The organism is Vallitalea okinawensis (genome assembly GCF_002964605.1).
In the GTDB taxonomy this organism is placed as follows: Bacteria; Bacillota; Clostridia; order Lachnospirales; family PQDH01; genus Vallitalea_A; species Vallitalea_A okinawensis.
This window is the reverse complement of record NZ_PQDH01000016.1, coordinates 19,857-40,223: the sequence shown is the minus strand read 5'-3', so window position 1 is coordinate 40,223 and position 20,367 is coordinate 19,857. Positions and strand designations below refer to the sequence as shown.

The following is a 20,367-nucleotide window of genomic DNA, read 5'->3' as shown; positions in this document are numbered from 1 at the left end:
AGCAAATGGCTCCATATGTCAATAAATGATTTTGACCTGTATCAATGAAATTCATTGATTAGCTCTAATTATATCTGATTTTCACATGTTTGCTTCTATTATCGCCTCTTTATAATTATTCAATATTGTTTATTTGAATAATATTCTATAATTGCACTTAATTATTATCTTTTCCATCTTAAACTATAATAATCTGTAAAGAAAAAAATCTCTTTGTGTTTAAAGAGATTCTTCTAGTTTATTCAATACTTTATTAAAATGGTCAGGTAATTTAGAATCAAACTCCATATATTCTTTTGTTGTAGGATGAACAAAACCTACAATTTTAGCATGTAGGAGCTGACCTTTTAAATTAAATTTCTTATTCCACTTTGATGCTGGACCATAGACTTCATCTCCAAGCAACGGATGGTTAATAGATGCCATGTGTACACGAATCTGGTGCGTACGTCCTGTTTCTAATTTCAATTCCACCAAAGTAAAGTTTCCATAACGACTCAATACTCTATAATGGGTTATTGCATCTTTACCATTTTTAAAATTGATTGCCATCTTTTTACGATGTATTGGATGTCTTCCAATAGGACCTTCTATTGTACCATGATCCTCTTTAAGATTATGATATACAATAGCATAGTACTTTCTAGTTACAGAGTGTTCTTTTAACTGCTGAGCTATGTCCTGATGAGCACTGTCGTTCTTACATACCATTAAAAGCCCGGAAGTATCTTTATCAATTCGATGAACAATACCCGGTCGTTTCACTCCGTTTATACCTGAAAGACTATCACTAAAATGATAAAGTAGTGCATTTACTAGAGTACCGCTGAAATGACCTGGTGCTGGATGTACCACCATCCCTTGTGGCTTATTCACAACTGCAATATCCTGATCCTCATAGATCATCTCTAATGGAATATTTTCTGGTTCAATATTCAGCACTTCTGGTTCCGGAATCTCTACATAAATACAATCATCCAAACGACATTTATAATTTGCCTTCGTACTCTTATCATTAACTAATACCTTGTCTTTCTTAATCAATTTCTGTATATATGACCTGGATAAGTCGTTTAGCTGTAAACTTAAGAATTGATCAATTCTCTTGCCTATAGCTTCATCATTAATATTGAATTCATAATTAAACATGGTATTCCCCTTCTGTACTAATCTTCAAGTAAGTCTTCTCGATACTTTGTAAAGATAAGAAGTGCAAACAGAATCGTTCCTACAACAACATAACAGTCAGCAACATTGAATACCGGAAAATCGATAAGTTTGAAATAGAAAAAATCAACTACAAAACCTTCATTTAGTCGTTCTAATAAATTACCATTTGAAACACCTCTATAAACTCTATCAATAAAGTTCCCAATAGCGCCTGCTGTTATAAGAATGAAGCAAAATTTAAGCGGTTTATATTTTTGATCTGCAAGTACTTTGAAATAGTAATATAAGATAACAGCAATAATAACAACTGTAATAATGACAAAGAAAGCTTGCCTACCCTGCATCATACCAAAAGCTGCACCTCTGTTTTCTACATAAGTTAATTCAAATACATCAGGAATAATGGGTATGGCTGGTTGATCTTTTAAATGATTAATTGCCAGTAACTTAGTAAATTGATCTATTCCAATGAGAATCCCTGTTGATATTAAAAAGATTAAAGCTCTCATGTTATACTCCTCCCAGTGTTTCTACACGAGTTATAAAACTACCTGACATAAGTAAAGACGTGCTAAGCCACGCCTTTTAAGTATTTTAATGCATCCATAATAAGTTTATTTTGAATATCAGATGTAGTATAAACACTACCAATTCCTTTACTCAAAATAAATTTGACTTTACCTTCTTTCACCTTTTTATCATGAAATAATGCTTTATAAACTTTATCCATATCTAAATCAGAAAGTGTAGAAGGCAAATTAAAGTAACTAATCAGTGATTTGGCTTCTAATAATGTTTCTTCTATAATATACCCTAGTTCATAGGACATATACAGCGCACCTATCATCCCTAAAGCAACACATTCGCCATGTAAATAGTCAAAATGATAGACGGATTCAATAGCATGCCCTAGTGTATGGCCAAAATTAAGGATTTCACGTAATCCCATTTCTTTCTCATCAATTGAAACAACATTAGCTTTTATAGCACAAGACTCTTTAACCATTTTTGTTAATGCTTCATTGTTTAAATCTTTAATGGCCTCTTTTTTCTCCACGAGAAACTTATAATAACTCTCATCTTGAATGATTCCATGCTTAATAACTTCAGCCATCCCAGCATTAAACTCTTTAACGGGTAGTGTCCTGAGTGTACTTAAATTAGTATACACAAAATGAGGTTGATAAAAAGCACCAATCATGTTTTTGTAACCCATAAAATCATAACCAGTCTTTCCACCTACAGCACTATCAACTTGTGCCAGCAAGGATGTTGGAATTTGAATATAACCCATTCCTCTCATATAGGTTGCGGCTACAAACCCTGTTAGATCGCCAACAACACCACCACCTAGAGCTAATAAACAACAATGTCGATCAAATTCATTTTCCACTAACTGTGTGTATAATTGTTGAATTGTATTAAAGTTCTTACTTTTTTCACCAGCTTGGAATGAAAAGACAAAACAATTAAAGCCTTTTAATACTTCTAATAAGTTCTTTAATTGATGTTCTTTAACGTTGGAGTCTGTAATGATCCCTATTTTTCTTGAATGACCATAACCATGTTCTTTAAGCAATTCAGGTATCATATCAAAAGATTTTTCAATATAGATTTTATAAGGATTATGTCCAGTATTTACTGGTAATACATGTTTTATACTCATAATCTTTCTCCATCATCTAAACTATACAAAGGAAGTTCTTCTGGCTTTTGTTTTGTAGCAGCTACTTCCGCTTCCTCAAAAGAAGATAATTTATTTATATGATCAGTTTCTCTATCGAGTATTTCCAATTGAGCTTTGAAAATTCGGCTGATCTCGATTTTAACAGCATCATACTGCTTTTGCAATGCCGTAATTTGCTGGTTCATCTCGAATAAGCTATTACGAGCATCATCAAGTTGCTGTTTAGCACGAATTTCAGCTTCTCTCTCAATGGCATCAGCTTTTTTATAGGCAGCAGATTTTACATCACTTGCAGATTTTTCAGCTGAAACCAAGGTATCCTGAAGGGTTTTTTCCATTGTTTTATAATACTGTATACCGTCATTCAAAACAGTTATTTTATCTTTTAATTCTATATTTTCTTTATAAACTCGCTCATAACTCATAAGCACCTTACCTAAAAACTTATCTACTTCTTTGCTGTCATAACCTATTGCCGTTTTTTTAAACTTCTGATTTTCTATATCTAAAGGTGTTAGCATGTAAATCCTCCTAACAATAACGGTGTATGGTCACATGAATCCGTTCTTTTTTTGTCATTCGACCTATATGATGTATCTTCATCTTTCCAAAGCCTCTAACACTTATTCGGTCACCAGCTTGAATACTTTTACTACTACTTGTAACATTAACCCAGTTAACAAATGCTTTACCACCTTTTATATAACCAGTGGCATCTGATCGAGACATTGAAAACCCTCTACTGATTAATGCATCTAAGCGTAAAGAAGATACCGTCACATTTATTTCTTTGAATTTGGGTTGTGGTAATTTTATATCATGATTAAAAAGAACTTCTGTCGATACAGAAATTCTCCCTACTGCATGAAGACTTATTTCTATGAATTCACTTATGTCTTCTTTAGCGAAGACATAAGCGTTATTTTCTTCATCAATGATTAAGTCACCAATCTTATCTCTTCTCAAACCAAGTCCTAGTATAGCACCTAGAAAATCACGATGATTTATTTTACTCTTTGTAAACTTATTAAGTTTTGGGGTAATTTTTATTATATTATGTTTATCATCTATATCGCTATATAATTCCTTATAAAAACACAAATAACATCTCTCTGCATCATCATAGCCACCAATCACCTTTATACCCATATCTACATCTTTAGTAAGTGACTGTATCAAGGCTATTTTTTGACGATCTAAAAAATCAGTATAAGCAGGAATATTTCTCTTATATGCTAATAAGCATTGATCCAAAGCTTTCGCGATCAATGCCCTATCATCGTCACTAAGATGTTCACATTTTTGTAATAGTTCACGCTTATTAATCATCATTTTCACCAACGAACTAAGACATTGATAACAATAAAGTTAATAGCCTCTAATAACATGAATGCAACGATTGGTGAAAAATCTACCATCATATTCCCTTTACCGAATATGGAACGCTCCATTAGTTTGCGAACTGGTCCTAAAATAGGGTCTGTCAAACGACGAACTATATTGACAATTGGATTGTCATATCCTAATGGTAACCAAGATAAGAACGCATTAGCTATTATTAAGAATTCTAATATCCTTATAAATATACCTACAGTAGCAACAATACTTGATGTTAATTCCATAGCTGATACCTCCTAAAGGTATTATACTTTCTTCCATGGTAAAATAATACCATTTGTTTCTAATTCCTCTTTAATATCAATATCACCAGCAAAATCAACATTATCGGGCGCTATAATATAAATATTATTTGTCACTCTTTGAATATTGCCTGTTAAAGCATAACATGCACCACATACAAAATCAGTGATACGTTGTGCAATTGCATGATCAACATTTTCTAGATTAATCACAACAGGCTTCTTTTCGACAATATGGCGACAAATTTCTTTCGCTTCTTCGAAGGTAGCAGGATTTGTCACGACAACTTCCATTTGGATATTGGTATGTATATTGACGATTTTTGAACTCTTACCATCCTTATTTCCTTTAGCCTTCTTGACAGCAGATGAGCTAAAGGCTGAAACATTGCTATAGCCTACATCATCGGTATCATCCTCTATCTCTTCTATTTCTTCATACTCTTCTTCTTCATATTCTACTAAACCAAATGCATTAAACATCTTGTCCACAAATTTACTCATGTAATCCTCCTTCCAAGTTAATCATTATCTTTTTTTACTATAATCTCTTGCTCCGAAAATACCTGTCCCAATCCGAACTAAAGTTGACCCTTCTTCAATTGCCACCTCATAATCGTTTGTCATTCCCATGGACAGTATTTCCATATATATATTATCAATGTTTTTATGTTTGATGTCAACAAATAATTGGCGCATCATTGAAAAATATTGTCTATTTTCTTCAGGATCGACAACAAAAGGTGCAATGGTCATTAATCCCATTACCCTAATATTTTTCAAATTTTTAATTTCTAACAAAAAAGATTCTAACTCAGTAACAGTTAAACCAAACTTAGATTTCTCTAATGCAGGATTGAGTTGAACAAGTACAGGAACAATTACATCTTTTTTCTTTGCTTCTTCATCGATTTTTTCAGCTAATCGAACGCTATCTACAGAATGTATCAATTTTACTTTATCAACGATATATTTCACTTTATTACGTTGTAAATGACCAATCATATGAATTGCTGCTTGACCATTGAAATAATCATATTTATCCCTAATTTCTTGTACCTTATTCTCACCTACTTCATCAATACCCCAATCTAAAGCTGGCTGAATTTTATCTGTATTTAAGGTTTTAGTTACTGCTAACAAAGTTATATCTTCTGCACATCGCCCTGATTTCTTTGCTGCATTTTCAATTTTATTTACAATAGCGTCTAAGTTTTCTTTGATATATTCCATTTAACTCACTCCTCATTATTCAGTAGAATTCTGTCATATGTGCGTACACCATAAGATGTATTGTTTGCTATGATAGCATATTCATCATTCTGATAAATAACTTCTACAACTCTAAATTCTTCATAACCTTTATTAACGACATAAACACCAGGAATCGTAATCGAATAATTGACACGATAATCCGAAGCTTCACTGGCTTCCTTTTGGTCCGGAATTAACAAATCGTTATATTGTATAAGTGATTTACTTCTTTCGATATATGCGTAATCTTGATCGGTATAAACGATATCAATTTGAATAAATTCATCTTCCTCTACACCTCTACGTATAACACCTTTAATACCATTGCTTTTAAGTATGTAGCTATAGGGTATTCCAAGGAGTTCATTATCTTTGAAACAGGAATTCGGTATTTTTATACCTTCTATACTAACTTCATCAATAGTAACGTCAACGATACGGTGATTCAAATAATCATGTATACGATCATTAAAGGCAAGTGTCGCTTTATAGCCTTTTTTATCTGAGCCATATTCAATAAGCTGCCCCCGTATAGGGATGTCCTCATTGATGCTTACTTCAATTCTATCACCTATTTCGTAGTCCCATGGTTCTTCCATAAAAATAGTTAAGTACCAGTCTTGAGAAGATATAAATTTATAAACCAATGTATCCTTAGAGATTTCGTGGGGTTCAAGACGAATATCACTATTAGTATTCTCATACTCCTCTAGAAAATCTCTTGTCATATTCTGATATTGTAGCGCTTCGTATCCATCATAACTATAGCTGATGATACCACTTTGGTCATTGACAATCAGTTGATGAGTGCTTTGTAACTGTTTTTCATAGCCCTCTTTTGAAGCTATCATTTCATTAAGTGCTTTATTATTTTCAACGATATATGTCTCATAGCGTTCATAAAGTAAACCATCTAATTCTTTTGATAAGTCATAAACTTCATCAAACATCTTACTTTCGTTAAGGGTGACATAATTTTTTAACAGCACTTCTATATCTTTATTAATCGCTATCAATTCATCATTATATTTAATTGTATCTAACGCACCTGAGCTGGTTAAGATTTCGTTGTTGACATCTTCAATCTTTGTATCAATGATGGTTCCATAGTATTGATCACTAATGCGAGCAACAACGCTATTGGTAGGTATTTTTTCTCCTTCAATATATAAATATTCAATGTAGCCAGATAGATTCGTACTCACTACATTTTCATTCCGAGTAATGACGCCAGGTACTGATGTTATCTCATTAATGTTTCCACTCACTGCAGTGACATAGGTTAGTTCTTCTAGCGTTAAAAAATTAATTAAAGCATAACTCAAATAAACAACTATAAAAAGAATCGTCATTATAGCAATGAAACGATCTTTTTTAAGCTTCTTTTTAACAACTTTCTTTTTCCTTTTCTGCATTTCTTCTGTATTGTAAACTGAGAAATTCCTTCGTCTTTGGTCTGCCAACGTAACTCCTCCAAAAAAAGCCATTTTCTATATTATTTCAATATTTAATAAACCAAAATGTTTTTAAACTTAAATAAGTGGCACTAATTACCTTTGTACTAATAATACAATGAAAGACTAAAAGAAATCAAGAAAAAAAGGACAACTTTATTGGAATCATTATTAAAACCTCCTCAATATATTAGTAATAAAGAGATTTTACATAATTATCTATTGGTGATCTTATTTGGCACCGTCGTTGCATCAATATTTCTTTAAATCAACATATTGTGTGTTAAGAATTCATTCATATGATCTATGTAAAACTCTGAAAAAGTAGTTATTAGGAGGTATAGAATGTTTCGTCCTTTTTATTATGAGAAGAATAAAAAAACGGGGAAGAAGAATTTAATGAGACATATGAGACAAAACATTCCAACATGGAATTCATCCATTGCATACTGGGGTGGCGATCGAGTAATTTATAATGGTAAAACCTATGAAGCTAAATGGTGGACTCAAGGAGACATCCCTGGGAAACCTGTTCAGCATGAATGGGATACTCCCTGGAAAGCTGTCGGTCAGTCAACCGCTCCAACAGAACCTGAACCAGAAGAACCTACACCAATTGTTGACTTAGCTGATGTACCAGAACCAGTTCCTAAAGAGAATATACTTTATCCGGATTATTCTGGTGTAGATGTTGGGCAAGGTATCCAATGGCCAAAAGCTGTCTTCGCTCCTTACGTAGATGCAACAGGTTGGCCACCACTGACATTTGCCAATCTGGCCAATGAGTTGATGATACCTTATTTTAATCTTGGCTTTATTGTTGCTGAGAATGATTCGTCTTATCTACCAACTTGGGGGACTTACTATGCTGCAGGGGATGGACCATTAAATGAGCAAATTAAACTGATTAGAGAAATGGGTGGTGATGTTAGTGTATCATTTGGTGGTCTTTCCAATGTACCTATTCATGTCACTGCACCAAATGCCAACATATTAAAAGAGCAATATAAAGCATTTATTAAAGCCTATGGATTAACTAGAGTAGACTTTGATATCGAAGGTCAATGGCTCAGTGATACACCTTCATTGAAACGGAACAGTGAAGCATTAAAATTATTACAAGATGAATTAATCGACGAGGGTTATCCACTTGAAATATGGTTCACTTTACCTGTCCTTCCTTCTGGTTTAACACCTTTAGGAATAGACGTCCTTCGATACGCACTAGATGAAGATGTAACAATCAATGGTGTCAATATTATGACCATGGACTATGGCGAAGCTGTTGCACCTAATCCAGAAAACAACATGGGTGACTATGGTATTGCAGCAGCAGAAAGTCTCCTTAATCAATTAAAATTTATCTATGCAGATTATGGTATGACTTTATCCGATGAGGAGCTTTATAGCATGATAGGGATGACACCAATGATTGGTATGAATGATATAACCACAGAAGTCTTTTACCAGGAAGATGCTAGAGAAACCCTTGACTATGCTAATAATAAAAATCTGGGAATGCTCTCCATGTGGTCATTAAACCGTGATAAAGAATGTCCAGGAGGGGAAACAAATTATGTCTCTATAACATGCAGTTCAGTCTTACAAAAGCCATATGAATTTAGCAAAATCTTTAACGAGTACAATGATCTTAGAAACTTTGATCCAGATCTTATTGGTCCACCTGAGGAGATGAATGAAATACCTGATATTGTTGACTTAACAGATGTGACTTATGCAGAATGGTCACCAACCCAAATCTATGTGGCTGGAGATCGAGTCATTTATAATGATAACATCTACGAGGCTAAATGGTGGACCCAAGGTGATAATCCAGGTCAACCAGTTAAGAACGAATGGGATACCCCATGGAGTCCAGTAATAACTGATATTGAAATTCCGTCCATCATGGATGAGGAACTCCCCTTTTTAGAAGAACTGATTGATACAGAAACGGATGAAGTAGAAATACTTCCTCAAACCTATCCAGAATGGTCAGCTAAGCAAATCTATGTAGCTGGAGATAGGGTAGAATATGAGGGTAAAATATTTGAAGCTAAATGGTGGACTCAAGGTGATGATCCTTCTGCAGTCGTTAAATATCCTTGGGAATCACCTTGGGAACGGATAGGATAATCGATTATAAATAAAAAAGCGTTGCTACATTGGTTAATTCCAATAGCATACGCTTTTTTTACATTATAGGAAGGTCGTATAACTCAATCCATTAACCGAAAACCGTTAATGGATTTCAAGGAAACTTTCCTACCAAACATGTTGCTGTGCAAACGTAACAGAGCTAATTTTGCTCCTATAACAAAATGCAAATCAAACCATTACTGTTTTCGTTGATTAATCTCTGAAGTGTTTCTTGAAGTTTAGCTTGTGCTTCATCAGGCATCTTATAAAGTTTGTTTTGCAGTCCTTCATTAACTAAACTCTCAAGACTTCTACCAAATATTTCAGTCTGCCATACACTTGATGGATCACTATCAATCTCAGCAAGTATTCTTTCCATAAACTCTTGACTTTGCTCTTCAGTTCCGACAATAGGCGCAACCTCTGCCTGAATATCAGCTCTGATCAAATGAATACTAGGTGCACTTGCAGTAAATTTAATACCGTAACGACCACCTTGTTTAATAACTTCTGGGGTATCTAACTTTAATTCATCCATTAATGGATTAACAACACCATAACCTTTTTGCATAACTTCATTCAAAGCAAAGGCAACTTTATCATACTCAGTCTTGGCTGATGCTAATTTCTTAATAAGTGATATCAACTTGTGTTCAGAATTAATTTCGATACCAGTTGTTTCACTCAGAACATCGTAGAATAAGTGATCTTGTAAAGCAACTTCTACATCTGATACACCATTAGACATATCAATCTTATCAATATGAACTTTTTTTACATGATCGCTATCATTAAAGGTATTGACATAATTATCAACATCACGTAACTTAACAAGATCTCCAATCCCATCTCTGATAATACTCAATAAATCACTCTTCAACCAGTGATCGATTGTCAGTGATTCTGTCCATTTAGGTAATGAAATATTGATCTCACGAAGTGGGAACTCTTGTAATAAGTTTTCTGTAATATTGTTAACATCATCCATTCTCATTTGTTTACAGTTTAATGTTAACACTGGTACTTCATACTTTTCTCTTAACTCCCTATTCAATGCAATGGTGTCTTCATCATAGGGTCGACTACTGTTTAATACAACAACAAAAGGCTTATTAAGGCTCTTTAACTCATTGATCACACGTTCTTCAGATTCTAAATAGTTATCTCTTTCGATATCTGTTATACTTCCATCTGTCGTGACAACAACGCCGACTGTTGAGTGGTCTTGGATAACTTTTCTTGTTCCTAATTCTGCTGCATCTGTAAATGGTATTTCATGATCAAACCAAGGCGTTTTAACCATTCTCTCAGACTCTTCTTCTAAATGCCCCATAGCAGTTGGTACCATATAGCCAACACAGTCTATCATAATAGATCTAAAGGAAACATTATTATCAAGCTGTACTGTTACAGCTTCATTAGGAATAAATTTTGGTTCAGTAGTCATAATTGTTTTTCCTGCACTGCTTTGTGGCAGTTCATCAATGGTACGCATCTTTTGATGGTCATCAGAGATATTAGGAATAATGAGCATATCCATGAAATTCTTAATGAAGGTACTTTTACCTGTCCGTACCGGTCCGACTACACCTATGTATATATCCCCATTGGTCCTTGATGCAATATCTTGATAGAGGTTAAATCCATCTGCCATTTCTACTCTTCCCCCTTATGTATAGTTGGATACACTATAATATATTTTGAAAATCAATAAATTATTCATAAGATAGTACAAAATATCATGATAATGTAAACTTCCTACCTTTAAGAAAGAAATAGCAGCTATAAAATCATATAGCTGCTAGAAAGTACCTTTTAAACTAATTCTTTAATATCTACCACACTTCCTGAAGTTATATCTTGTTGCATCAATAATATTAACTGCTTAGCGACAAACTCAGGAGTACGTAAAAGCTCTTGTTCTTTGAAATTCTTAAATTCTTCTACTCTTATGAAATTCTCTTCTTCAACGTTTCTTATTTGCTGCTGCATGGTGGTATCCATAATTCCTGGTGAAAAACCTAAAATATGAACTGGATTGACTGTGTTTTTCTGTTCCTCAGCAACACACTTTGTAAACATATCTAAAGCAGCTTTCCCACTACAATAATTACTCCACCCGTAGAATGGTTTATTAGCAGCTCCAGAAGTTATGTTGATGATCCGTTTACGCACATCTGCTTTTTTTGTAAAATCGATAAACATGGATGAAAGCATCATAGGAGCACCTAGATTGACAGCTAAATGTTGATCAATCTCAGTATATGTACAGGATTCAACCCTCTTAATTGGATGAATCATAGCTGCATTGTTGATGAGTGTTATAGACTTAGCTTGATTCATATCAATTTTATTAACAATTTCTTTAAAAGTATATTGTAGACCATTGTGATCTTGAAGATCTTGAATATAATAGTTTAACTCAACATCTTTCGAATAAGCTGCACCAATAAGCTGATTATTCTTTTGTCTAGAAATACAGAAAAGATAATGATCGTCTTCTAATAAACTTCTAGCTATTGCTTCACCTAGACCTTTTGATGTACCTGTAATGATGTAATAATGCATATTAAACCTCCAATGACTATATATACTGACCTATACATTGCAGATATTTTTTCCTTAGTTCAATATATATAACTTAATTTATAAGATGAATAGTTCTAAATAATTACTGGATTTATAGTAATTATTTAATTCAACTTATATAATAGATTAACTGTCTAAAACTTCTTCTAAATATTCTATCGTAAATTCTATGTATCGTGGACACTTTGTTTCAAACAAACCAAGTTTAAGAGCTTCATCTTTACCTTCAGGTGTCGATGTATCACAGCCTAATAGTTCTTTGCAGTGAAGTGTACCAAATTCTTTGATAAATGCATCTTGTAAATCCTTAGCATAGGTTTTGGCAATCTGTTTTTGCTCTTGTGCTTCATTACTTACATAACCATGATTAAGACCTAGGACCATTAATGCTCCTGTCACAACACCACAAATATGTCCTTTTGCCATTCCTCCTCCAAAGCAAGAGGCTATTTTTAGAGCTGAGTGAGCATCTAAACCATGCTCTTCACAGTATTTAACTAGGACAGTTTGACAACAATTATAGCCACTAGTAAATATTTCTTTTGAATCATTTTGATTGTTCATCATCGCACTCCACTCTCTTTCTTCTGAACCTTCTCATCAGGTTTGATATTCCAGAAAAACCTGTAGATTGCTTCCTTATAATCTACTTTATTTTATCATTTAATTGATATAAGTTCAATTAAATAATATAGGCACTCTTTTATCTACATGTCATTTAAATGTAAAGTAAATATAATTCCATTTTCTATAGATCATCTAGACGTTTTCGATGTAATCATATATAATTTTATATAGAAAAAGGTTGGAAGGTGGTGAACGAAATAAAAAAAAGATTGAAAAAGATTATTCTTAGTCTATTCGTCCTCTTTGTTCTAGGTATTGGTACATACCTAACTATTAATTTAATTATGATCAATGAAGCTAACAAGTATATCATTGATATCGAAGATGACATGAATGTAGACGCAATAATGGTTCTTGGTGCATTTGTATATACTGATGGTCGATTATCCACTATGCTTGAAGATCGGATGATTATCGGTCTAGATGCCTATGACAATGGTATGTCAGATAAATTACTCTTAAGTGGTGATCATGGACAAAAGAACTATGATGAAGTTAATTCTATGAAAAGTTACGCTGAAGAAGAAGGCGTCCCGACTGAGCAAATATTTATGGACCATGCTGGTTTCAGTACTTATGAAAGTATGTATCGTGCTAAGGAAATTTTTGATGTGGATAGTATAATCATTATTACTCAGGACTATCATCTCAAACGAGCTGTATATATAGCACGACAGATGGGTATAGAAGCATATGGCATTCCTTCAGATCGATACATCTATCCTAAGATGGCTTATTATAAATTTAGAGAATCACTTGCACGTTTGAAAGACTTTGCCTATGTTAATATCCTTAAACCAGAACCAACTTATTTAGGTGATGTCATCCCTATCTCTGGAGACGGCAAAGCAACACATGATTAATTGACTACAAAGATAATATCAACCAATTTATATAATTTAAAGATGAATCTCCTATCTGTAATTTCTAACAGACAGGAGATTTTTTTATACTTCACTTCTTTTTTTTATGTCAAAATGACAGGATCTTTATCCCTTTCTTTTTCTATCCCTACTTCAAATGTATAAAAACTAGCCATTTGCCTTTCATAATTGTATGAATTTACCTATACTAAATATTTATTCTAAATTCTTGTCCAATTATTCATAGATTTGATTAATATTTTGTATATTCCCTTTATATATATTTAGTAAGGGGATTTCTCTTATTACTCAATCCAAAGAGAAAGGAGGTATCATTATGGATTATCTTCAAGAATTTGAGGAAGACATATACCTTTTTAATCACGGCAAGTCCTATAAAAGCTATTATATTTTAGGTGCACATCCCTATGAAAAAGGCGATATCGTCGGTTGTCGCTTCGCAGTATGGGCACCAAATGCTGATCGTATTGAAGTCATTGGTGATTTTAACCGTTGGAAAGGTGAAAATCATTTTCTGACAGAACTTGGATCGACTGGTGTCTGGATTGGATTTTTTGAGAATATAAAAGTAGGCACTCCATACAAGTATAAGATTTTTACAGGTAACACTATTCTCTATAAATCTGACCCTTTTGGATTTTCAGCTGAAAAAAGACCTTTAACAGCGTCTATCATTCATGGTCTTAATAAATTCCAATGGGATGATCAGTTATGGATTAATCAAAGGAAAGAAGCTGCACCCTATAATCAACCTATCAATATTTACGAAGTTCATTTAGGCTCATGGAAACTTGAAGGAGAAGACTTTCTAGACTTTTACGCCATAACAAATGAGCTGATTCCTTATGTCAAAGAAATGGGATATACGCATATAGAGCTCCTTCCAATTATGGAACATCCCTTTGACGGCTCATGGGGTTATCAACAAACAGGCTATTTTGCATTATCAGGTCGATACGGTGCTTTAGAAGGCTTTAAGCACTTTGTTAATCAATGCCACCTTAATAATGTGGGCGTTTTTATCGATTGGGTTCCTGGTCATTTCTGTAAGGATGCACACGGGTTGCACCTCTTTGATGGCACATGGCTCTATGGCGTAATTGATCATCCACAATGGGGTACTGTTAACTTTGATTTTTCTAGAAAAGAAGTTGTTAGTTTTCTACTATCAAATGCTTATTATTGGTTGGAACAATTTCATGTAGATGGCTTGCGGGTAGACGGTGTAACAAATATGCTCTATAAAGATTTTGACTATCAAGATGCATCATCATTAGATTGCAAGTTCCTTGACGACAACATATGCAATATTCATGCTGTTGCTTTCCTTCGTTCATTGAATGAAATAATCTTTAGAGATTTTCCAGGAATATTAATGATGGCAGAAGAATCAACGACATGGCCTTTGGTTACATCCCCTACGAATCATGATGGATTAGGTTTCAACTATAAGTGGGATATGGGTTGGATGAATGATACCCTTCATTACATGGAGACTTCACCTGAATTTCGAAAAGAAGAACATCATCGTATTACTTTCTCTATGCACTATGCGTTTTCTGAAAACTTTATATGTTCTTTATCCCACGATGAAGTCGTTCATGGAAAGAAATCGTTAATTAATAAGATGCCAGGGGGTTACGAAGAGAAGTTTAGCAATCTTCGGCTTCTCTACTGTTATATGATGTTTCATCCAGGAAAAAAACTACTTTTTATGGGTGGAGAATTTGCTCAGTTCATTGAATGGAGGTACGGTGAATCTCTGGATTGGCACCTTTTAGATTATCCAACACATAAAGCATTTCATCATTTTGTTAAAGAACTGAATCATTTATATATATCTCAACCTGCACTATGGGAAATAGATCACAGTTGGGAAGGTTTCCAATGGATTGAAGTTGATGATAAGGAACGAAGTTGTTATACCTTTCTTCGCAAAGGACTCACTGATCAGTTATTGATCTGCATCAATTTTTCAAAAAATCAATATAAAGATTACGAGATGAATTTGCCTGATAAATATGATATCCAGTTATTATTTACTACAGAGAAAGATCTAAAGGACTGCCAATGGGAAGTTATCTCTAAGATTTTTATTATGGAAATGAATCCTTTAAGTTGTTATTGTTTTCAACTAACCCCACTTCAAACTAAGGATTTTTCAACTATTCCTAAGGAGGTTTCAAAACATGATTACTAGTATTAATGACTTTAAACAGCTGTACCTGGATCTGTATGCAAAAGTAATTGGCGACCAGATGGAAGAAGGACAAGTGTATGATCATTATAATGTGTTAACACGTCTTATTATGGATGAAATCAATGCTAAATGGGCTCAAAGTAAATCCCACCAAAGGGTTCATCAAGATAAACAGGTCTTCTATTTCTCTATTGAATATCTCATCGGAAAGATGTTGCGTCAATATTTAATCGACTTAGGACTTCTTGATCTAACCATAGAAGGGCTTGAGGAAATGGGGATTGATTTTGAGCAAATCGAAAAATTTGAAGCAGAACCCGGGCTGGGCAATGGTGGTTTAGGACGCTTAGCTGCCTGTCTAATGTCCTCAATGACTTTCAAAGGAATTCCTGCTATTGGAATGGGTATTCGCTATCGCCATGGTCTTTTTACTCAAAAGATTATTGATGGTTATCAAATAGAATTACCTGATCACTGGCTCCAATATAACTACCCTTTTGAATTAAGGAAAGAACGTCACTATGAAAAAGTTAAATTCTATGGCAAGGTTAATGTACTCGAAGAAAATGGTCGTTTAACTTTTCAACATACGGACTACCAAGTTGTAAAAGCAGTACCCTATGACATACCTGTATTAGGCTATAACCAAGAGTCACAAGTTAATAAACTTCGATTATGGAATGCAGAACCATTAGAAAGCTTTGATTTAGAATCTTTCAATCAAGGCGATTTTTTGGAAGCTGTTAAATATCAGTCTTATGTAGAAGCTATCAGTCAAGTGCTCTATCCTAATGATAATAATCAAGAAGGTCGACTATTAAGACTGAAACAAGAATACTTTTTTGTCTCTTCTGGTATTCAAAACATACTTCGGGATTATAAGAAATATAATAATAATTCTGTAGTTGGTATTGAAGATAAGATTTGTATCCACATCAATGATACCCATCCTTCTCTTGCTATACCAGAACTTATGCGCTTATTTATCGACGAAGAAGACCTAAGTTGGGAAGAAAGCTGGCTTAAAACAACAACGATGGTCTCTTATACAAATCATACTATAATGCCAGAATCCATGGAATGCTGGTCCAAAGATATGCTTAAAGAATTATTACCCCGTATTTACATGATTATTGAGGAAATTCACCATCGACACAATGTCAATACGCCACCTATTATTGCAGATCATCAAGTCAACATGGCTAATCTTGCAGTTACAGGAAGCTACTCTATTAATGGTGTTGCAAAGATTCATACAGTCCTACTCAAAAGACACGTTCTCAAGTCCTTTTACAGTACAATGCCTGATAAATTCAATAATAAAACAAACGGTGTGGATCATAGACGTTTCTTATTGCAAGCTAATCCTATTTTGAGTTCTGTCATAACTGATACAATAGGTTCAAATTGGATAAAAGAACCTCAAAATCTCAACCGACTGCTTAACCACCAGTATGATTCAGAGTTTCGTCAACAGGTTGCAAAGGCAAAACTGCTTAATAAAAAAGCTTTAGCAAACTATATACATGAGCAAACTGGTATACATGTTAACCCAAACTCTATTTTTGATATTCAAGTAAAGCGCATCCATGCCTATAAACGTCAGCTGCTTAATGCACTACATATTATGTACCTTTACAATCAGTTAATGGAGAATCCAAATCTAGATATACACCCTAGGACCTTTATATTTTCCGGTAAGGCTGCACCTGGGTATGCACTAGCTAAAGCTATAATCAAACTGATTCATGAGGTAGCTTGTAAAGTGAATAATGAACCATTATTACAGGATAAGATCAAGGTCGTATTCTTGGATAACTTTAATGTTGGTCTTGCAGAAAAAATTTACCCTGCTGCTGATATTAGTGAGCAAATATCTACAGCCAGTAAAGAAGCCTCTGGAACTGGAAATATGAAATTTATGATGAATGGTGCACTTACCTTAGCAACACTTGATGGCGCTAACATTGAGATTCGTGAACAAGTGGGTGATCAGAATATCTTCATCTTTGGATTAAGTCCTAAGGAAGTACTCCATTACTACAAAAATGATGATTATAATCCTTATGAAGTTTACCAAAATGATGTTCGCCTCAAACAGCTTATGAGTCAGCTTACAAACGGCTTCTTCAGTAATTGTAAACTGGAATTACAAAGCATTTACGACTCTATACTTGGTAATAACGATGAGTTCTTTGTTTTAAAAGACTTTAGTTCCTATGTGGATACACAACAAGCTATTAATTATTGTTACCAAGATCAACAGCGTTGGCTCACCATGGTCATTAACAACATCGCAAGATCTGGAATTTTTTCTTCAGATCGTACTGTTGCAGACTATGCTAAAGGAATATGGCATACCAAAATGGATTAATGTCTTACAAAAGTAAGAATAAAAAACTATTATGTAGAATTAAGGAGGATTCGATGAAAGGTAAAGAATGTGTAACAATGCTTTTAGCTGGCGGTCAAGGTAGCCGTCTCGGGGGATTAACTCGAGATGTTGCAAAACCAGCTGTTGCCTTTGGAGGTAAATATAGAATTATTGATTTTGCCCTAAGTAACTGTTTTTATTCAGGTATGGATACTGTAGGTGTCTTAACACAGTATAAGCCCCTATTACTCAATAGCTATATAGGAACAGGTTCATCTTGGGCATTGGATGCTGTGAATGCAGGAGTAACTATCCTCCCCCCTTATGTAACACGTGCAGGTGGTTATTGGTACAAAGGAACTGCTGATGCAGTGTATCAAAATATTGAGTATATAGATTTCTATGACCCAGAATACGTACTGATTATATCAGGGGATCAAATTTATAGAATGGATTATTCAAAACTAATTAATTTTCATAAAGACAAAGGTGCTGATGTAACTATTAGTGTTATTGAAGTTCCATGGGAAGAAGCTCATCGTTTTGGAGTTCTCATAACTGATGACCAAGATCAAATTGTTGAATTTGAAGAAAAGCCTGATAATCCTAGCAGCAACAAAGCTTCAATGGGTATCTATGTATTTAATTGGTCTCTTCTAAAGGATGCTCTTCTAAGAGATCATTTCAATGAAAATAGCGCCAACGACTTTGGTAAGAACATCATGCCAACGCTTTTAGGCGAAGGTAAAAACATGTTTGCATATTGTTATGAGGGTTATTGGCGTGATGTAGGAACTATTGAAAGTTATTACGAAGCTAATATGGACTTATTGAAAGATCAGCCGCCAATGGATTTATATAATGAAGACTTCAAGATAAATTCTAATAATTTAAATGTTGAGCCTCATTTTATTACTAGCAATGGTAAGGTTGTCAATAGTTTAATATGTGATGGTTCCATTATTAAAGGTCATATAAGTAATTCGATTATTGGAAATAACGTTATTATAGAAAAAGACGCTTATGTTAAAGATTCCATTATACTTAATGATTGTCATATAAGTTCTGGAGCCCAATTACATAAAACCATTATTGGCGAAAATGTAACCATTAGTGAACATAAAAAGTTAGGTAATGATGAAAATAATGCCTTAGAAGTTGTTTTTAAAGATATATAAGACGTCTATTGAATAAGTCTAAAAGGAGGTTGAAAGAATGATTGACGCCTTAGGTGTTATCACAAATAAACCGGATCATTTGATCCTAGAAGAATTAACTAAATACCGCAACATTAATACCCTACCCATTGGTGGTAAATATAAATTGATTGACTTTCCGCTTTCAAATATGGTTAATACAGGAATGAAAAAAATTGGTGTTATTGGCAACCATCGTTATAAATCTTTAGTTGAGCATTTGGGAACAGGTCAGGAATGGTCTTTAAATAGAAAGAATAAAGGGTTATCTGTTTTACATGGTGCTAATTATCTATTCTTCGATGAATTTCCAACCATAAACTTGATGGATTTTCATGCAAATATTGAGTTTTTTGAGCAAACTAGTCGCAATAGTATTATTATCTCAAGTAGTCATGTTATTAGTAAAGTGGATTACGATAAAGTTCTTGAAGAACATCGCCAACAAGGTGCAGATATTACGTTAATTTATAGCCCCGAGGTGGATGTTTGCTCTACCAAAGATGACCTTTACCTTAATCTTGATGCATCTAATAGCTGGGTTGCTGGTATTTCAGAAGACCCATCTACAGATCATAAAGGTGTATTCTTAGATATGCTCATCATCAATCGCCAACTATTGCTCAAACTCATTGAGGAATGTGATCGTCATAATTTAAATTGGGACCTCATGAAACTACTCCAATACAATACTGGACGTTTTAAAATATCAGCTTATCCATATAAGGGGTATTTTTGCAAAATATCATCCGTCAGTCAATACTTTAAATGCAGCATGGATTTCTTAAATCCTGTTATTAAAAAAGAAATCTTCAATGAAGAGCATAAAATTCATACAAATGTAAAAGATAATCATCCAACCCGTTATGGGTATACAGGTGAAGTCAATAATTCTCTTATAGCCAGTGGTTGTTTACTCGAAGGACAGATTAATTCAAGTATCATCTTTAGAAAAGTTCATGTTCAATCCGACAGTCAGATCAAAAGAAGTATCATCATGGATCGATGTCAGATAGGGCGACATGTCCATTTAGAGAATGTCATTATTGATAGAAATGTTACTATTAAAGACCATATTGTTTTAAAAGGTCGCGAAGATGCTCCTATCGTAATAGGTAAAGGTCGTATCATCGGATAAAGGAGGAAAATGTAC

At 33.9% G+C, this 20,367-nt stretch carries 18 protein-coding genes; 6 read left to right on the top strand and 12 right to left on the bottom strand.

All coding sequences use genetic code 11. The annotated features are described in order from the left end of the window. Positions 1-219 precede the first annotated feature (219 nt). The 9 genes from C1Y58_RS24085 to C1Y58_RS24045 all read right to left on the bottom strand — a co-directional run bounded on the left by C1Y58_RS24085 (position 220) and on the right by C1Y58_RS24045 (position 7,214). Positions 220-1,149 (bottom strand): RluA family pseudouridine synthase, encoded by a 930-nt coding sequence (locus tag C1Y58_RS24085; protein ID WP_105619628.1) that lies wholly within the window; start codon positions 1,147-1,149, stop codon positions 220-222. 17 nt (positions 1,150-1,166) lie between these two features. Continuing rightward, the gene (locus C1Y58_RS24080; RefSeq protein WP_105619626.1) at positions 1,167-1,679 is read right to left on the bottom strand and encodes a signal peptidase II; all 513 of its coding nucleotides are present in this window, start codon (positions 1,677-1,679) and stop codon (positions 1,167-1,169) included. Positions 1,680-1,741: 62 nt separating this feature from the next. Beyond that, entirely contained in the window at positions 1,742-2,836 is a 1,095-nt protein-coding gene (gene aroB, locus C1Y58_RS24075; protein WP_105619624.1) for a 3-dehydroquinate synthase, read from the bottom strand. Next, the gene (locus C1Y58_RS24070; protein ID WP_105619622.1) at positions 2,833-3,378 is read right to left on the bottom strand and encodes a DivIVA domain-containing protein; all 546 of its coding nucleotides are present in this window, start codon (positions 3,376-3,378) and stop codon (positions 2,833-2,835) included. The genes aroB and C1Y58_RS24070 overlap by 4 nt, the downstream gene beginning before the upstream one ends. A 10-nt stretch (positions 3,379-3,388) precedes the next feature. Next, positions 3,389-4,186, bottom strand: coding sequence for a YlmH family RNA-binding protein (locus tag C1Y58_RS24065; protein WP_105619620.1), 798 nt, complete (start codon positions 4,184-4,186; stop codon positions 3,389-3,391). 5 nt (positions 4,187-4,191) lie between these two features. After that, positions 4,192-4,479 (bottom strand): YggT family protein, encoded by a 288-nt coding sequence (locus C1Y58_RS24060; protein WP_105619618.1) that lies wholly within the window; start codon positions 4,477-4,479, stop codon positions 4,192-4,194. 21 nt (positions 4,480-4,500) lie between these two features. Beyond that, a complete protein-coding gene (locus tag C1Y58_RS24055) occupies positions 4,501-5,001 on the bottom strand; it encodes a cell division protein SepF (protein ID WP_105619616.1) in 501 nt (166 codons plus the stop codon). A gap of 24 nt (positions 5,002-5,025) precedes the next feature. After that, entirely contained in the window at positions 5,026-5,730 is a 705-nt protein-coding gene (locus C1Y58_RS24050) for a YggS family pyridoxal phosphate-dependent enzyme (protein WP_105619614.1), read from the bottom strand. Between the two features lie 5 nt (positions 5,731-5,735). Continuing rightward, positions 5,736-7,214: a biotin/lipoyl attachment domain-containing protein gene (locus C1Y58_RS24045; RefSeq protein WP_105619612.1), complete on the bottom strand. Its 1,479-nt coding sequence runs from the start codon at positions 7,212-7,214 to the stop codon at positions 5,736-5,738. Between the two features lie 336 nt (positions 7,215-7,550). Here C1Y58_RS24045 and C1Y58_RS27115 point away from each other — a divergent pair, with 336 nt between their 5' ends. Next, the gene (locus tag C1Y58_RS27115; RefSeq protein ID WP_105619610.1) at positions 7,551-9,341 is read left to right on the top strand and encodes a carbohydrate-binding protein; all 1,791 of its coding nucleotides are present in this window, start codon (positions 7,551-7,553) and stop codon (positions 9,339-9,341) included. Positions 9,342-9,516: 175 nt separating this feature from the next. Here C1Y58_RS27115 and spoIVA read toward each other — a convergent pair whose 3' ends face one another. From spoIVA to C1Y58_RS24025, 3 genes are all read right to left on the bottom strand, one after another. After that, the gene (spoIVA, locus tag C1Y58_RS24035; RefSeq protein WP_105619608.1) at positions 9,517-10,998 is read right to left on the bottom strand and encodes a stage IV sporulation protein A; all 1,482 of its coding nucleotides are present in this window, start codon (positions 10,996-10,998) and stop codon (positions 9,517-9,519) included. A 161-nt stretch (positions 10,999-11,159) separates the two neighbouring features. Further along, positions 11,160-11,912, bottom strand: a complete 753-nt coding sequence (locus C1Y58_RS24030; protein ID WP_105619606.1) for a (S)-benzoin forming benzil reductase — start codon at positions 11,910-11,912, stop codon at positions 11,160-11,162. A gap of 147 nt (positions 11,913-12,059) precedes the next feature. Further along, on the bottom strand, positions 12,060-12,497 hold the full coding sequence (locus C1Y58_RS24025; protein ID WP_157950268.1) for a C-GCAxxG-C-C family protein: 438 nt from the start codon (positions 12,495-12,497) through the stop codon (positions 12,060-12,062). A 251-nt stretch (positions 12,498-12,748) separates the two neighbouring features. Here C1Y58_RS24025 and C1Y58_RS24020 point away from each other — a divergent pair, with 251 nt between their 5' ends. From C1Y58_RS24020 to glgD, 5 genes are all read left to right on the top strand, one after another. After that, on the top strand, positions 12,749-13,423 hold the full coding sequence (locus C1Y58_RS24020) for a SanA/YdcF family protein (RefSeq protein WP_330404500.1): 675 nt from the start codon (positions 12,749-12,751) through the stop codon (positions 13,421-13,423). A gap of 337 nt (positions 13,424-13,760) precedes the next feature. After that, on the top strand, positions 13,761-15,644 hold the full coding sequence (gene glgB, locus C1Y58_RS24015) for a 1,4-alpha-glucan branching protein GlgB (protein WP_105619602.1): 1,884 nt from the start codon (positions 13,761-13,763) through the stop codon (positions 15,642-15,644). Continuing rightward, positions 15,634-18,018 carry a glycogen/starch/alpha-glucan phosphorylase gene (locus C1Y58_RS24010; RefSeq protein WP_105619600.1) on the top strand — a complete coding sequence of 795 codons (2,385 nt, stop codon included), beginning with the start codon at positions 15,634-15,636 and terminating at the stop codon, positions 18,016-18,018. Before glgB ends, C1Y58_RS24010 begins: the two co-directional genes overlap by 11 nt. 53 nt (positions 18,019-18,071) lie before the next feature. After that, a complete protein-coding gene (locus C1Y58_RS24005; RefSeq protein ID WP_105619598.1) occupies positions 18,072-19,196 on the top strand; it encodes a glucose-1-phosphate adenylyltransferase in 1,125 nt (374 codons plus the stop codon). A gap of 37 nt (positions 19,197-19,233) precedes the next feature. Then, a complete protein-coding gene (gene glgD, locus C1Y58_RS24000) occupies positions 19,234-20,352 on the top strand; it encodes a glucose-1-phosphate adenylyltransferase subunit GlgD (protein WP_105619596.1) in 1,119 nt (372 codons plus the stop codon). The last annotated feature ends 15 nt before the right edge of the window (positions 20,353-20,367 follow it).

Bases quoted from the DNA above. Each gene is read 5' to 3' on its own strand.
- C1Y58_RS24085 (WP_105619628.1), bottom strand. From the start codon at position 1,149: ATGTTTAATTATGAATTCAATATTAATGATGAAGCTATAGGCAAGAGA.
- C1Y58_RS24080 (WP_105619626.1), bottom strand. From the start codon at position 1,679: ATGAGAGCTTTAATCTTTTTAATATCAACAGGGATTCTCATTGGAATA.
- aroB (WP_105619624.1), bottom strand. From the start codon at position 2,836: ATGAGTATAAAACATGTATTACCAGTAAATACTGGACATAATCCTTAT.
- C1Y58_RS24070 (WP_105619622.1), bottom strand. From the start codon at position 3,378: ATGCTAACACCTTTAGATATAGAAAATCAGAAGTTTAAAAAAACGGCA.
- C1Y58_RS24065 (WP_105619620.1), bottom strand. From the start codon at position 4,186: ATGATTAATAAGCGTGAACTATTACAAAAATGTGAACATCTTAGTGAC.
- C1Y58_RS24060 (WP_105619618.1), bottom strand. From the start codon at position 4,479: ATGGAATTAACATCAAGTATTGTTGCTACTGTAGGTATATTTATAAGG.
- C1Y58_RS24055 (WP_105619616.1), bottom strand. From the start codon at position 5,001: ATGAGTAAATTTGTGGACAAGATGTTTAATGCATTTGGTTTAGTAGAA.
- C1Y58_RS24050 (WP_105619614.1), bottom strand. From the start codon at position 5,730: ATGGAATATATCAAAGAAAACTTAGACGCTATTGTAAATAAAATTGAA.
- C1Y58_RS27115 (WP_105619610.1), top strand. From the start codon at position 7,551: ATGTTTCGTCCTTTTTATTATGAGAAGAATAAAAAAACGGGGAAGAAG.
- spoIVA (WP_105619608.1), bottom strand. From the start codon at position 10,998: ATGGCAGATGGATTTAACCTCTATCAAGATATTGCATCAAGGACCAAT.
- C1Y58_RS24030 (WP_105619606.1), bottom strand. From the start codon at position 11,912: ATGCATTATTACATCATTACAGGTACATCAAAAGGTCTAGGTGAAGCA.
- C1Y58_RS24025 (WP_157950268.1), bottom strand. From the start codon at position 12,497: ATGAACAATCAAAATGATTCAAAAGAAATATTTACTAGTGGCTATAAT.
- glgB (WP_105619602.1), top strand. From the start codon at position 13,761: ATGGATTATCTTCAAGAATTTGAGGAAGACATATACCTTTTTAATCAC.
- C1Y58_RS24010 (WP_105619600.1), top strand. From the start codon at position 15,634: ATGATTACTAGTATTAATGACTTTAAACAGCTGTACCTGGATCTGTAT.
- C1Y58_RS24005 (WP_105619598.1), top strand. From the start codon at position 18,072: ATGAAAGGTAAAGAATGTGTAACAATGCTTTTAGCTGGCGGTCAAGGT.
- glgD (WP_105619596.1), top strand. From the start codon at position 19,234: ATGATTGACGCCTTAGGTGTTATCACAAATAAACCGGATCATTTGATC.